The organism is Shewanella metallivivens (assembly GCF_028750675.1).
Lineage (GTDB): Bacteria > Pseudomonadota > Gammaproteobacteria > Enterobacterales > Shewanellaceae > Shewanella > Shewanella metallivivens.
In genome coordinates this window covers 992,841-1,007,510 of record NZ_JAQQPZ010000013.1, presented here as the reverse complement: position 1 = coordinate 1,007,510, position 14,670 = coordinate 992,841, and the positions used below count along the sequence as shown (strand labels likewise).

13 protein-coding genes are annotated in these 14,670 nt (G+C 43.0%); 6 read left to right on the top strand and 7 right to left on the bottom strand.

The window, feature by feature from the left end; translation table 11 throughout:
• Positions 1-137: 137 nt before the first annotated feature.
• The 3 genes from PQR79_RS17185 to PQR79_RS17175 all read left to right on the top strand — a co-directional run bounded on the left by PQR79_RS17185 (position 138) and on the right by PQR79_RS17175 (position 4,102).
• Positions 138-617: a (2Fe-2S)-binding protein gene (locus PQR79_RS17185; protein WP_238104822.1), complete on the top strand. Its 480-nt coding sequence runs from the start codon at positions 138-140 to the stop codon at positions 615-617.
• Positions 601-2,904, top strand: coding sequence for a xanthine dehydrogenase family protein molybdopterin-binding subunit (locus tag PQR79_RS17180; RefSeq protein WP_238104824.1), 2,304 nt, complete (start codon positions 601-603; stop codon positions 2,902-2,904). The genes PQR79_RS17185 and PQR79_RS17180 overlap by 17 nt, the downstream gene beginning before the upstream one ends.
• A gap of 274 nt (positions 2,905-3,178) precedes the next feature.
• On the top strand, positions 3,179-4,102 hold the full coding sequence (locus PQR79_RS17175) for a sensor domain-containing diguanylate cyclase (RefSeq protein ID WP_238104826.1): 924 nt from the start codon (positions 3,179-3,181) through the stop codon (positions 4,100-4,102).
• Between the two features lie 36 nt (positions 4,103-4,138).
• Here PQR79_RS17175 and PQR79_RS17170 read toward each other — a convergent pair whose 3' ends face one another.
• The 4 genes from PQR79_RS17170 to PQR79_RS17155 all read right to left on the bottom strand — a co-directional run bounded on the left by PQR79_RS17170 (position 4,139) and on the right by PQR79_RS17155 (position 8,019).
• Positions 4,139-5,284 carry an HlyD family secretion protein gene (locus PQR79_RS17170; protein WP_238104829.1) on the bottom strand — a complete coding sequence of 382 codons (1,146 nt, stop codon included), beginning with the start codon at positions 5,282-5,284 and terminating at the stop codon, positions 4,139-4,141.
• Between the two features lie 2 nt (positions 5,285-5,286).
• Positions 5,287-5,670: a DUF3302 domain-containing protein gene (locus PQR79_RS17165; protein WP_188922846.1), complete on the bottom strand. Its 384-nt coding sequence runs from the start codon at positions 5,668-5,670 to the stop codon at positions 5,287-5,289.
• 219 nt (positions 5,671-5,889) lie between these two features.
• Entirely contained in the window at positions 5,890-6,942 is a 1,053-nt protein-coding gene (locus PQR79_RS17160) for a hypothetical protein (RefSeq protein ID WP_238104831.1), read from the bottom strand.
• 27 nt (positions 6,943-6,969) lie between these two features.
• A complete protein-coding gene (locus PQR79_RS17155) occupies positions 6,970-8,019 on the bottom strand; it encodes a hypothetical protein (protein ID WP_238104833.1) in 1,050 nt (349 codons plus the stop codon).
• A gap of 659 nt (positions 8,020-8,678) precedes the next feature.
• Here PQR79_RS17155 and PQR79_RS17150 point away from each other — a divergent pair.
• Positions 8,679-9,434: a substrate-binding periplasmic protein gene (locus tag PQR79_RS17150; protein WP_238104835.1), complete on the top strand. Its 756-nt coding sequence runs from the start codon at positions 8,679-8,681 to the stop codon at positions 9,432-9,434.
• A gap of 14 nt (positions 9,435-9,448) precedes the next feature.
• Here the strand turns inward: PQR79_RS17150 and PQR79_RS17145 are convergent, their stop codons facing one another.
• The 3 genes from PQR79_RS17145 to PQR79_RS17135 are packed head-to-tail and all read right to left on the bottom strand — an operon-like array spanning position 9,449 to position 12,335.
• Positions 9,449-9,829, bottom strand: coding sequence for a hypothetical protein (locus PQR79_RS17145; RefSeq protein ID WP_238104836.1), 381 nt, complete (start codon positions 9,827-9,829; stop codon positions 9,449-9,451).
• A gap of 24 nt (positions 9,830-9,853) precedes the next feature.
• Positions 9,854-10,261, bottom strand: a complete 408-nt coding sequence (locus tag PQR79_RS17140) for an SHOCT domain-containing protein (protein ID WP_238104838.1) — start codon at positions 10,259-10,261, stop codon at positions 9,854-9,856.
• A 31-nt stretch (positions 10,262-10,292) separates the two neighbouring features.
• Positions 10,293-12,335, bottom strand: a complete 2,043-nt coding sequence (locus tag PQR79_RS17135; protein ID WP_238104841.1) for an SEL1-like repeat protein — start codon at positions 12,333-12,335, stop codon at positions 10,293-10,295.
• 564 nt (positions 12,336-12,899) lie between these two features.
• Between PQR79_RS17135 and PQR79_RS17130 the strand changes: the two genes are divergently transcribed.
• Both PQR79_RS17130 and PQR79_RS17125 read left to right on the top strand, forming a co-directional pair.
• On the top strand, positions 12,900-13,607 hold the full coding sequence (locus PQR79_RS17130; RefSeq protein ID WP_238104843.1) for a helix-turn-helix domain-containing protein: 708 nt from the start codon (positions 12,900-12,902) through the stop codon (positions 13,605-13,607).
• 116 nt (positions 13,608-13,723) lie between these two features.
• A complete protein-coding gene (locus PQR79_RS17125) occupies positions 13,724-14,653 on the top strand; it encodes a DMT family transporter (RefSeq protein ID WP_238104844.1) in 930 nt (309 codons plus the stop codon).
• Positions 14,654-14,670 lie beyond the last annotated feature (17 nt).

Sequence of the window (14,670 nt, the reverse complement as noted above, 5' to 3'; positions counted from 1 at the left end):
TCCCATCGTATTGCGATGAGCGGTTTCATGATGTATTGAGTGTCAATCAGCTGGGGAAACACCTAGCCAAAACTAAAAAATGGGCGAGATCGTTATCAAGCCCAAGTTAGAGCATTAATTCACTGGAGAAGTGACCAATGGCAAAATTTATTTTAAACGGCAAACCGATGACTGCCGACGTAGAAAGCGACACCCCGCTTTTGTGGGTGATCCGCGATGAACTCAACATGACCGGCACTAAGTTTGGTTGTGGTATTGGTACCTGCGGCGCATGTACCGTTCATATTGGCGGTCAAGCAACACGTTCATGTATTACCCCTATATCGTCAGTTGAAGGGGCTGAGATCACCACGATTGAAGGCCTATCTGAAAACGGCGATCATCCTTTACAAATCTCCTGGCAAAAACTGCAAGTACCACAATGTGGTTACTGCCAATCAGGCCAAATTATGCAAGCGGCCGCATTATTAAAAGACAACCCAGCACCGACCGACAAAGATATTGACGCGGTAATGGGCGGAAACTTATGTCGCTGTATGACCTACGTGCGTATCCGTAGTGCCATTCATGAAGCTGCAAACTCAATCAAGGAGAGTAACGATGAGCAGACTGCCTAAACGTGGATCGGTTGGCATGACTCGCCGCGGTTTTTTAATTGCCATGACAGCGGTTGGCGTTAGCTTTGGCTTTCCGCGCCACTTAATGGCTGCCATGGATCCTGCCAGCCCAGACGGTAAAGTATTGCCAACTGAAGGCGATATTTATGAACCGTCTTTATGGTACTCAATCGACACCGCAGGCAAAATTAAAGTCAACATTATGCGCTCTGAAATGGGCCAACATGTGGGTACGGCTATTGCGCGTATTTTAGCAGATGAGCTTGAGGCATCGTGGGATGATATTGAAATTATCCATGTAGACAGCGACCCTCGTTGGGGTTACATGGTCACGGGTGGTAGTTGGTCTATTTCTCAAAGCTGGCCGGTGTACCGCCAGGCAGGCGCTGCCGGTCGTACAGCATTAATTGAAGCTGCCGCTAAAAAATGGGGCATTGCACCTGCTGATTGTAAAGCCAGTAACGGTAAAATCGTGTCCAGTAAAGGCGAATTATCGTTTGGTGAGTTGGTCAAAATGGGCCTAAGCCGCCAATTTACCGAAGAAGAACTCAAGCAACTGCCGCTTAAACCCAATGCCGATCTTAAATTAGTTGGCCAACAAGTCACCTCACTTGATATCGCCAACAAAACTAAAGGTACAACCGTATTTGGTATCGACGCCAAAGTCGATGGCATGGTGTACGCCAACCCTATTTTACCGCCTACCCGTTATGGCTCAAAAGTGGTCAAGTTTGACGATTCAGCCGCCAAAGCGGTTAAAGGCTATCAACAAACTATCGTGTTAGATGATGCCAGTGGCAGTGTACCGGGTTGGTTAATGGTTATTGCCAGCAGCTTTTTTGCCGCACAAAAAGCCTCCAAGCTGGTCAAAGTAACCTGGGATGCAGGTGAAACCGCTAATGTATCTGAAGCAGACATTATTGCTCACGGTAAAACCTTACTCAACGACGCCAGCAAAGGCGGTATTTTAGACACGGGGAATGTTGAAACAGAGCCTGCTTTTGCCAGTGCAAAAAGCACTATTGCCGAAGAATACATCACCAGCACAGTGCTACATGCACAAATGGAGCCGTTAAATGCCTTGGTATTTAAAAATCCAGATGGTGTATGGGAAATCCATTCTGGCTGTCAGTGGCAATCACTCACTCTGCCTGTGCTAGCGACAGCGCTTGCAGAAGATGAAGCCAACATTGTTATCCGTAGCTACATGTTAGGCGGCGGTTTTGGCCGCAGACTCAACGGCGACTACACCATTCCTGCGGCATTAACCTCTAAAGCATTAGGCGGTAAGCCCGTTAAAATGGTGATGATGCGTCCGCAAGATATGCAATTCGATAGTGCGCGCTCAGCTTCAGTACAGCAATTAAAAATGGCGTTCGATGGCAACAAAGCGGTGACCGCCATGGAACATCACGCTACAGCAGGTTGGCCAACACAGGTATTAGCACCCGGCTTTATGCCTAAAGGAATCAATGGTCAGCCATTTGATCCATTCTCAATTGCAGGAGCCGATCACTGGTACAGCGTAGGCGCACAAAAAGTACGTGCGGTGTCTAACGACTTAGCCATTGCCACCTTTAGACCAGGTTGGTTACGTTCAGTGGGACCAGGTTGGACTGGTTGGGCAGTTGAAAGCTTTATGGACGAAGCCGCGCATCATGCTGGTAAAGATCCACTGCAATTCCGGCTAGACATGCTCATCGCAGAAGGCCGAAATGCAGGTACGACACCTGTTGCTGCTGGTGGCGCTGCACGTCAGGCTGTCGTGCTTAAGAAAGTCGCTGAAATGATTGAATGGGGTAAACCACAAGCCGAAAACACCGGTTTAGGCATTGCCTCTACCTTTGGTCAAGAACGCGATATGCCCACTTGGGTGGCTTGTGCCGTTCAAGTACACGTAGACAAAGACCGTGGCAGCATTGATGTACAAAAACTGTATATCGCGATTGATGCTGGGATTATTGTTGACCCTAATGGCGCAGAAGCACAGTGTCAGGGTGCCGCTTTATGGGGCTTATCTATGGCAATCCATGAAGGTACCGAGCTACTCAATGGTCAATATAAAGACTCAAACTTTAGTACTTATACGCCATTACGCATTTACCAAACCCCTGAGATAAAAATTGAGTTTATTCCAAGCACTCAACCACCTTCAGGATTAGGTGAGCCAGCTGTAACACCCGTAGCACCAGCCATTGCCAACGCAATTTATAATGCGGTTGGCGTGCGTTTACGCAAGTTACCAATGAAGCCAAACGATCTTAAAAGTAAGCTCACGAGTATGTAATTAATATGCCAAGTAAGTTTAATTAATAACTTAACAAGCCCGACTATTGTCATAGTAGTCGGGCTTTTTTATACCCCAAACGACACCCTGCATCATCCTAAAGACTGACATGACAATTAATTTATTCATATCATGTCCTTTAAAAAGTGAATAAAAACAGTCGTAAACAATGCTCTGTGAAAAGTAATACTATACCAACCTACTAGTTGTTAACAAAAAGTGAACAATTTGACTTATAATTGTCAATATACATCTTCATATCCTTGAGTATTCTATGCCCAAAAGTATACCTGCTAATTTGGAAGCTATTTTTCTAGAAGCAATAGAAATTACGCCCAACTGCTTAGGGATAATCAACAGTGACAAGGAAGTAATATATTGCAATCAACATTTTGCCAGCATATTTGGTACTACTGTACAGAATGCAACGGGCAAAAAGTCGGCCGATTTATTACGCAACGCTTGGGAAACCAAACAAGGCGTTATTATCAACACCGACAATTTTGAGCAATGGCTTGCAAATCTGCATCAGCTGCATGCAGACAAAGCGCTTAATCAATATGAAACCGACTTAACAGATGGCCGCTGGTTTAAAATGACCAGAATTAATCTCGACAGTGGTAATACCGTCATTATGGGTGTTGATATTACCCAATTAAAAAATGCCCAAAAAGCCTTAGAAGAAGCCCATCAACATATTGAAAACCTCGTCAATACCGATCAACTCACCGGCGTACACAACCGCCGAGCTTACAATCAAATAGCTAAACAAGAATGCGCCCGTGCCATTCGGTTTAATCAACCACTCTCTCTGCTGGTGATCGACATAGATTATTTTAAAGCAATTAATGACAGCTACGGCCATATAGGCGGAGACCAGATACTCAAAGAATTTGCCCAAACCTGTAATAAATTATTGCGCCAATCAGACTCGTTATCAAGGATTGGGGGAGAAGAATTTACCGCCATTTTACCAATGACAGCTCAAGACGAGGCTAAGCTGATTGCCGAGCGTATTCGAGCTAAAATTGCTCAGCATCCATTTTATGTGTCGCAAACCAGCACGGGAATTAAGATTACTGTGTCGATTGGATGTAGCTCACTCACTGAGGGTGACACCTCAATGAACGAGCTGTTTTGTCGTGCAGATAAAGCGTTATATAGCGCCAAGCATGGCGGCCGCAATAAAGTGCTATAAAGATACAGATTAACGCAAAATGTATTTTTATACGCATTAATGGCCTTCGCCAAACAGGTAATTTAACCAGCCTTGCATTCTTAACAAGACTTTACGCATAACCGCTACATGGCTAAAGTGATCGGTATATACGGCCACCTGCCCAGCAACACCAGCAGGCAACGACTCTCTTAAAGCATCATCTTCTATCTCAATTAACACTAAGACTCGCCCCCGCTGAAACAACATATTAGACGATTGTAAATTGCCACTAAATTGCAACTCACCTTCAGCCATTGCAGGTAAAATTTTAGACACTTTGCCCTTAAACACTCGCCCTGGCATTGCATCTATAATCACTTCAGCCTCATCACCTTCTTTTAGCCTTAATAGTGAGTTTTGCCAAAAAGCACCAGCAAAATAACGGGTTTCTGCTGGGATAAAAGTCAACGCAGGACGTAAGGGTAACGGCACAGCCATGGCACCTTCGCGGAGTGCAAGTTGTGTCACAACCCCATCAGACGGCGCTCTCACTACGGTTTGAGCTAAGTCATACTCAGCTTTTGCTAAATCAGCTTGAAGCCCGGCAACCTTAGTATTTACGCCATCAAGGTTAGACTCATAAGCTAAACGAGTACGTAAGGCTTCTGCGCTTGCCGCATTAAGCTGTGCAGATGCAGAAACAAACAATTGCCGACGGTTATCGAGCTCTAATTCAGTAAAAGGCGAGTTACGCCCACCCTTTTTATGGCCCTCTTCATAACGTTTATATGCTGACTCTGTGCGGTTTTTATCTGCTGTGGCCTGCTCTACTTTTGCTGTCGCAATGTTAAATGCGGCTTCAAGTTGCGGCACTTGTAGCTCAGCCTCTTTTAACGCAGCCTGTTTTTGTTTTACCACCGCAAGATAAGGTGTGGGGTCAATTTTGAACAGCACATCGCCCTTTTTAATCGGCGAATTAGCTTTTACATTCACCTCTGTCACTAATCCTTTAACGGCAGGCACAATAGGGATAGTGACAAAGTATTCTCGGGCATAACGGGTGTAGGGGTGGTTATAATTCATCAACATTAATAAAGTACCGATTAATACGATACCGCCAAGAATGGCTGTCGGCACGGTCCATTTAGTTAATGGGATCTTAAAGAATTTAAAAATCGCGATACAAATGGCGGCATAAGTCAGTATGAGTAATAAGTCCATGATTATGCCTCTTGTGGTTTATCGTCTGATTGGGGCGGTTTGCCCACTGCGACGGGTTGCTCTAACGCTGTTAAGCGTTCGTTTAACGCGCTCACATGCTGAATTAACTCTTTAACCTCTCCTTCTAGTATTAATTCACGTTTGCGAGAATCACTAAACCCCCAACCTCTATCTTCACGATATAAGGTGGCCCATATCCATAAAAATGGCCAAATGGCATGCAAGGTAAACAAACTAACCCAACCAGCAATATGCAAGGCATCTTGTTGGGGGTGATTGCGTTTTTTGGCAATCTCATAGGGAATATCGTGGATGGCAATGATGCCGTAAAAAATAAATATAATGACAAAAAACAACACACCAAGCGCAAAGTAATCTAAAAACATGTAGCCTCCCAATTTCCGTCATAAACTCTTGTTGGTAAATCAATTAATTTGACGGTAAATTGAGTATAAACCTGTTTAAAAAATGTACACACCAATCCCATGAAAAAGAAGATAAAAAATGGCATTTACACAAAAGAGAACTGCACCTGCCAAAATATGATTTTTCGCTGGGTGTTTTTGCAAGGTTAGCTGATATTAACCCAGCCAGTTTGATAACACTTATTCATTGGCCATTTTTTGCAAAAACTCTAAACGCTGCATCTCTTGTTCGTCAGGCTGCCAAGTCTCGTCAGATAATTGATCAACTGCAAATCCCCCTAACTCATAGCTAGCCTCGTTACTGCGACCATAACGCGTTAACTCGCCAGGTATAGCGGGACGGCGCTCCAACACAAAACTCCCTAAAGTAAACTCTCCATCTTGTTTAGGCAGAACACCTTTGTAGGCCTTGAGCTCCATTTCAACCTCACCATCAGACAACTTTTCAGAGGCGGTTAACAGTGCCACAGGCTGCTGATTTGTAGTATATAAATTGGCTCTTACACGATAATAACCGGCTTTTTCGACCGTTAGCTTTAGAGGAATTAACATATCACTCCCCTCAGCCCGCACCTCACCGACACCGGTAATCGTCGCTGTTGGGTAGCTATATTCAATGCCCGTCGTTAAGGTCTGCTTTTTACCTTTAGCGCTAAAGGTAACATTGACCGACATCGGGCCATCCCATTCTTCTGTGGCATCGAGTTGCACTGTCCAGCGCCCGTTTTGCCCTAACATCTCACCTTCAACCAACTCCTGACTGGCATCGGTTTCACTATTAATCGAGGCGCTAACACCACTAACCGTTAGTCCACTAACCTCTAACGTCACCGTGACTGGTTCAGGAAAGCTAAAGCGATATTTAGGCATAACAATACTCGCACTTGCGCCGCCCTCTAGCATCACTGGCTGTGGCACATAACGATTAGGGTTCAACAAATGAACATCCTCTACCCCAAGCGGCACCGAATATGCGGGCAAAGAAAGCTCTTGAGCATAAGCTTTAGCGAGCATTGAAAAGCGCTCGCTCACTGTCTCAGGTACGGTTTCTTTTACAGTAGCTTGCTTAGGCTTCATCGGCTTTACCACACTGGATTGATGAGTCGCGACTTGAGTTTGTTGGTTTGGAACAACTGCCTGAGCCAGCGTGGGAGCCGGCTCAGACAAGAGATACCAATATCCTGCACATCCACCAAGCAGGGCAACAATACTGATAATTTTTTTATGCTTCATAATAGCTAAATCCGCATTGAGTTAGGACTAATTTGCAGTCTGGTAAACCAATGACGACATGCTGGTTCGACTAGAGTTACTCACCACTCTATAACGCGAGCTGAAGATCCACCAGCCACGTTTTTCGTCATAGGTTGTAAACTTTATGTTGTCACCATTTAAGTAAGCCGAGCTATTATTAGCGGTAGTCACTTCATCTTTAGCACTGCTGCCAATGGTGTCATTGTGGCTGTAGCCTTCACTCATCAACATCGGATAATGGTAAGGCATAAATGCACTTGGACCACTAACCGAGGTTAACTTGCCATCAAATGCAACACTGCGCGAACAACTGTTATAACTGCTGGCAGAGGCTGCACCACAGCTTGAGTGACTTGCAACAACACCGTCATCTTCTCCCGGTAAAAAAGCCCCTGTCGTGCCTAAAAAGTCAGAACCTGCGCCAGCAAAGCGTAAGCGTGGTACTCGGCTATCAGGAAACGATGCCAATTGACGCGCGGTATTTACCCGTAAATCATTTAACACCCCAATGTTAGATGATGTTGGTGTAGCGCCAAGCCATAACGACACCGCGAGTTTGACCGTCGAGTTAATTAAACCAGAACCATTAGCTACATTGACCGCTAAGTCAGCTAGCTCAACACCACCGCCAGCACCTGCAAAGTCGAACGTTGCCACAATATTAAGCGGCTGTAAGCCTGCATTTTGTAACCATAATGCTTGGTTATCGATAATATATCGAGTCACCAAGTCACCCGTTGAATGGCTCACAAATACACAGCCATTAGCACAGGTGCCGTCACGCGACATTTGTTGCAGTTTTGGCCAAACATATTGGCTAGTGATCTTATCGGCGACCCGTTCTTGTGATGGCCAGTCGATACGTTCGTCAGCTCTATCGCGCCAGTATTGTGCCCAATAATCAGCACCATTATTGCTCACCTGTGCCCCAGTAGGTTTGCTTTGTAAGTTATCCGGCTGAAAGCCATGCACCAATACGACTGGATAGCCACTCACTGCCGCTTGTGCTGCACAACTGAATAAACCAGCCAACAGCAACAACATCGATTTTTTCATGGGTTGTCCTCTTTTTTTATCTGCAACAGCATCAAGTTTACTGTTAGCGATTATTTATATTTTTGTTAACGCATCCATGCATTTTTTTACAACTCCGCACTCAACATAGAGCAGATAAAAAACATTGCAAGTCTTTATAGGAAGTAAGAAAACCTTGTTTCAGGCCAACAAAACCGCCCGTTGTTTGAATTAACTAAAGGATATAAAACCAGCATAGGCGAGCGCTTTTATCTGTAGGCAGCTATAGGTAATGGTCAACTGGTGAGGGATTTAAAAACCTGTTTTAAGCTTTTACTCCAACTATTTTATTTAAGCTGGTGTTATTTTAAAAAGTCAAAATAGCCATTGGATTAAACCGTTGATCACTCCGTATAAAGAATGCAAACTGAGGTAGATTTATGCCTATACTGAGGTTTGTTGATCTTTGCTGGTTGAATGTTGTTCGAGTTAACACGTTCTTAACCGATCCCTTCTAGCAGCGTTTGTTAGTCATTTTTACTGCGTTGTCGACTTTTTATGTAGAATAACGACACTTCAAAGTCTCTGCCGTGCAGTTGTAAATGTGAGTAATGGATAACAATTCGCTGCAAAACAACTTTGAAAGATCAACAGGCCCTAAGATGTACTGCAAATGAGCTGACTAAGGATTGATGATAAGAATGATGGATGCGTTACCGAAAAAAATACGAACACTGTGCGTGTGCTTTATGGTGGCAATGTGTATACCTGCAGGAATAAACGCCGATACGCTCGAGCTTTCCACCATAGAATGGCCTCCTTTTACTGGCAGCACTCTCCCCCAGCATGGCATCAACAGTCAAGTCATTACTCAAGCATTGAGTTATCAAGGTCACACGCTCGCGATAGGTGTTTTGCCCTGGAACCGAGCCTCCCGAACAGTAAAAACAGGCCAAGTCGTAGGTTATTACCCCACTTACTATAATCCCTCTAGCGAGTTATTGTTTTCAGACCCCATAGGTGCCAGCCCTCTCGTACTGATAGAGCGTAAGAGTAATCCGATTATTTGGGACAAGGTCAGTGATTTAAATCAATATGAATTAGGGGTACTGAAGGGTTATATCAATACCGTTGAAATAGACGAAATGATTGCCAATGGTAGCCAAAAATTTGAGACAGGTATTGATGAAAAACAAAATATTTTAAAGCTGGCCGCAGGCCGAATCGATACGATCATTATGGACGTTAACGTGTTCGAATATCTAAAGTCTGATCCACAAATTGCTAAGGTCGCCCCATTATTACAAGTGAACCCAAAAATCGTGCAAGATAAAACCTTGCACGTCACGTTTAATAATACTCAGGAAGGTAAAAAGTGGTGCGACATTGTCAATCAGGGCTTAGCGCAATTTGATGTACAAGCCATGCAAAATGATTTATTAACTCCTGTGGAGTAGTGATATAGCGAACACTAGCGTTGGTACTTCATCCACAATTTATAAAACACTGCATTACATTCTGAGTTGCTGTCCATTTTACCGTCTCGATCACAATCAGATCCTGTTAGCGTCTTCATCACATCACTGCCATATTGTTTTATATCATCAGCTTCAGGCGCCACAAACTCAGTCACTTTAGGCGAGTGCTCAATAAAATCAGCCACATTGTAATAAGACAAAAACTCTTCTTTCGAAATAATCTCACTGATATCGCGGACAGGTGATTCAAACGCTATTACAGACGATGACATCAGTATGAACACACCACTAAAAAAAATATTCAACACTCTCACGCCTATCTCCATCACCTTAACTAAAGCAAAACCTATGCTAGGCTCCAGTTGACTCAACATTAATCAGCCGATACTGAGTATAAATTAACGGCCCCAATCTTCGTCCAAAATATCTTTTCTTTTAGCCTCATACTCTGCGGTGGTCAGTAAACCATCAAGATATAGTTGCTCCAAATCTCGTAACCTTACAGCGTAATCGTTACCTTTTTTAACGTTTACAGACGGACGATGCTGAACATCTTCGAGCTGTAAATCATGATCCGTCTCTTCATGATGCAGACTTTTATTTGAAAATATAGAGTTTCGGTAAGATTGATAAACTTGAGCACAAACACCACCCACCCAAAAAACCATAAACACTTTACCCGCACCATGCATCTCAGAGAAATCAAATGCCATAAACACAACAAGCAACATACCAATGCTAATAAACAAGCCAACAGTCGAATTGTACTTAGACGCTTTGGTTTTTGACGTTCCGCGCAATCTCATTTAACACTCCAATTAAATGGTCAATTTGTATTTATTGATGTTCAGTTAGGTATTGTATGGCTTTTTTATTGCCCGCTTCTGCGCTTTTTTTAATCCACCTTGTACCTAAAGCTTGTTGTTGGTCGGCAATTAAAGCTTGCCCCAAAAGATATTGAGCATCATTTTGCCCTCGCTCTGCCGCTTTAGTTAACCAACTCATACCAAGATCACGATCAACTGCAACACCTTCAGCGTTTAAATAAATTTCACCTAAATTTGCCATGGATACCACGCCCCCCCACTCAGTAGAGGCCTCATAAAGTGAAATCGCGTGGTGAATATCTTGAGTCACACCGTGGCCTAAACGGTACATTTCGCCCAAGTTATTGGCGGCTTGACTTTGATTATTGGCGACGGCCTTCTCATAGTGAAAAAGGGCTTTTTGATAATCTTGTTCGACAACTTCACCAAAAAAATATAAGTTGCCAAGAAGCTCATCAATATCGAATTTTTTTATTTTGGCGTACTCATGATACAGCGCTAACCCCTTATCGATATTTTGGGGCACGCCTTTACCTTGTAAATATAATCGAGCCAACCTCAAGCAAGAATATGAGTTTGAAAGGCCTTGTTGATACCAATAAACGGCTTTTTTAATATCATGATGCGCTGGGCTTTTTGTTTCATAAATCCAGCCTAAGTACGAGGCTGCATCTTGACGGCCTAACTCATACGCCTTTTCAAAATATGAAATAGCCTTATCAAAATCAGGCGTAACAGAAGGGCTTTTTGAGTAAATGATGCCGATATAAAAAGCCGCACTTTCATCGTATTCAGTAGACTCTAACAAGTAAGGTAAGGCTAATTCATCGTTTTTTTCTGTGCCAACCCCAAGGTGATAACTTTGACCTAATTGAAAATACGCAGGCGTAAAACCTAAATCGGCGGCTTGTTTGTAGTATAAAAACCCTTGTTTTTCGTCTTGTTCAACACCATTGCCAAGGCGCGACATGGTACCTAAATTGGTTAATGCATTGGGGTTACCCATTGCCGCAGCTTGGTAAAACAATGGCAGTGCAATTTTTAAATCTCGCTCGACTTTGTCACCGCGTAAATAAATAGCAGCAATATTATTGAGCGCAATGGGATGACCTTGATCGGCTGCCAAAGTATAAAGTTGCAACGCGGTATTAATATCTTCAGGAACCAGCTCACCTTCTTCATACAGTAAGCCTAAATTGACTTGAGAGTCAGCATCACCCAACTCTGCCGCTTTATGGTAAAGCTCAACAGCCGCTAATTTATTTTCAGCAACACCCCAACCAAAATCATATATTTGAGCCAAATATCCCACAGCCAGTGGATAATCTTGCTCAACTGCAATGGCCAAATATTCGTGGCCAAGCTTAGGGTTTTTATCTACTCCAGTACCATTAAAATACATCAATGCAAGGTCATATTGAGCTGTTGCTGAGTCATTATCGGCAGCTAATTTATACCATTTGAAAGCTTGTGGCATATCCTTGATTTCAAAGTGGTAGAGATAAGCCAAACCCAAATAACAATCTACCAGCTCTGCATCTGCGCCCATTTGAAAATGATGCTTTGCTTTATCAAGATCTTGATACTCAGCTTCGTCTAAATAAAGAAATCCTAACTCACAACTTGCCATTGCAAACTGTTGATTAATTGCTTGTTGGTAATATGACACTGCGGTATCGAGATTTTTATCAACAAACTCACCTTCACGGTAAAAAGACGCTAAATTAACAAAAGATTGTGGGTCATTCTGTTTCGCCGCTTCTTTATACCAAAATAGCGCAAGTGCATTATCTTCTTTAACACCTAACGCGCCCAAATCGTAAATCAATCCCAGTTCGCCCTGAGCTCTTGGGTGACCTTGCTTAGCCAGTTGTTGGTAAAGCGCTAATGCTTTTTCAGGCTGGTTATCATTGTAGTATGACTCAGCTAAACGCAGTTGTTCATTACCACGCTGAAGCTCTAGCGGGCTTATGGCTGGGATTGGTTTAGTCGATGTAGAAGCGCAAGAGATAAGTGTTCCCACACTTAAGAGGATGAGAAGTAAGCGGTACATGTTAGTCCTTTAACCATTATTTAACCTAGGCGTATCATAACGTTTAATACATAAAAATACAGTAGCCTAAGTCATTAATCATATTGCTTTAACGTGTCGATTATCATTGCCTTTAAAAGCCATTCAATCACCTTTCAGGCATTTACAATGCAAGCGAAAGATAATGCAACTGAGCAGAGAGCATCATGAAAATATTCACTATTTGTTTGAGGACACATTGATAATAACAATATTTTGACTGATACCATGAGCGACTTGAGCAATCGTTTATGAGTTTACGCACACATGCCCCACACCAAGCGGATTAACCAGCACAAAAATATATAATCAGCCTGTTACCAACAAAACATATAATATTCATAACCAGTTTACATTAACGACATTTTTTAGAGCCAATGTTTTTAGACAGCAAATTATTGGCCCTTATAACGATATCTTGTACGCTGTGATTAGGTTTCCTGTATTTATATTATGTATGCTGTTATTCAACTCAGTTGAAGGCATATTTACACGCTTCTGATTTGAAATATTAACCTCAAACGTGTAATCAACTTTAGGTCTCCAATGGTAAATTTACTATCTATACGTTCATACAACCGTAATAGAAAAGGCCACCAGCATGGATTTCATCAGCTGGTGCTTCCGCTGCGTGGTGTTATCAATATTGAAGTAGGTTCGTTTATTGGTAAAGTCACTCCGGGTGAGTGTGTGGTCGTTAAAACAGGTAAGATGCATCATTTTGACGCCGATAGCGAGGCGCGGTTTGTGGTGGCAGACTTAACGACCTTACCCGACCCGCTAGCCACATCAGACACCATAGTGTTCAGTATTAGCTTACCGCTAAAGCGTTTTTTAAATTTTGTAGAAGAGCAACTGAAATACCAAATTAATCACTCAATTGAACAACTCATGTTCAATACTTTTAACCAACTACTGGCCGAGCAACGTCTATATAAAAAAATTGAGCCTAGGATTGGGAACATCATTGAGTTTATGGACAATCATCTTGCAGAAATCATCTCGATTGACACCTTATCTAAAATAGCTTGTTTAAGCCCAACACAGTTTAAAAAGGTCTTTAAGCAACAAACAGGTCAAACGGTAACTCAATATTTAATCCAATTACGTATGGAAAAAGCCCACGCCTTGTTACTGCATACCGACTACCCAATTCCAATTGTTGCCCAAAGCGTAGGTTACACTGATATCAGCGCATTTAGCCGACGTTTTTCATTATACTTTGGCCTCGCGCCCTCTAAATTAACCCGTTAACAGTATTTGGCAAACAATTGCGTCTTGTAAACAAACAAATGCGTCCGAGCGGCAAACTTTTCTGACTCGCTACGCGATAACATCAATTTTATTGATAATCATCGTTGAGGCGTTTTATGTTTGTTAAAGACAGTCCCGTCACTGCTGCATTTGCTATCGCCGTCGCGGCTATTTTATGGGGAACAACCGGCACTGCAGCTAGCTTTGCTCCTAATGTTAGTCCATTGGCTACTGGTGCGTTTGCCATGGGCGTTGGCGGAGTGCTTATGGTGTTACGATCTATAAAACACTTGCTCGAGGATAAGGCTTTATTAATGGCTCAGCCCAAAAACCTCATGCTTGGCGGTTTGTCTGTGGCGATTTACCCATTGGCATTTTATAGCTCAATGAAACTTTCGGGCGTTGCCATTGGTACTGTGGTCTCAATTACCAGTGCGCCATTTTTCACTGTGTTGCTTGAACGCCTTATCAGCAAAAAATTAATATCATTAAACTGGATAATCAGTTTCATATTCGGTGGCGTCGGGGTTATTTTGCTGACCATAGGTAAACAAACTGAAACAACCATACACCCAATCGACAAACTTCATCATTGGGGAATATGCTTAGGATTGATTGCTGGATTAGCCTACGCCATATATTCATGGGCAGCGAGGCAGATGATTGAAAACGGTGTGCGATCAAATTCGTCGATGGCGAGTATGTTTGCCTTTGCCGCGATACTGCTTTTACCTTCGTTATGGTTCACCGCAGACAATTTATTTACTGGGGCGATTAATATTAGTGTTGCCGTTTACATGGCCACTGTACCGATGTTTATCGGTTACTTGTTTTTTGGTTACGGACTCAAACACATACATGCAAGCACCGCGACCATGATAACGTTACTTGAACCCGCTGTAGCCACTTTATTTGCCATCATTATTGTGGGCGAACAATTTCATTTTATCGGCTGGATTGGCATGATATTTATTAGCATTTGCTTAGCCCGACAAGTGAAGAAAATCCCCTCGTCTCAACGCCAAACGACCAATGCGGTGTATTAGGCATAAAAAAAGGCACT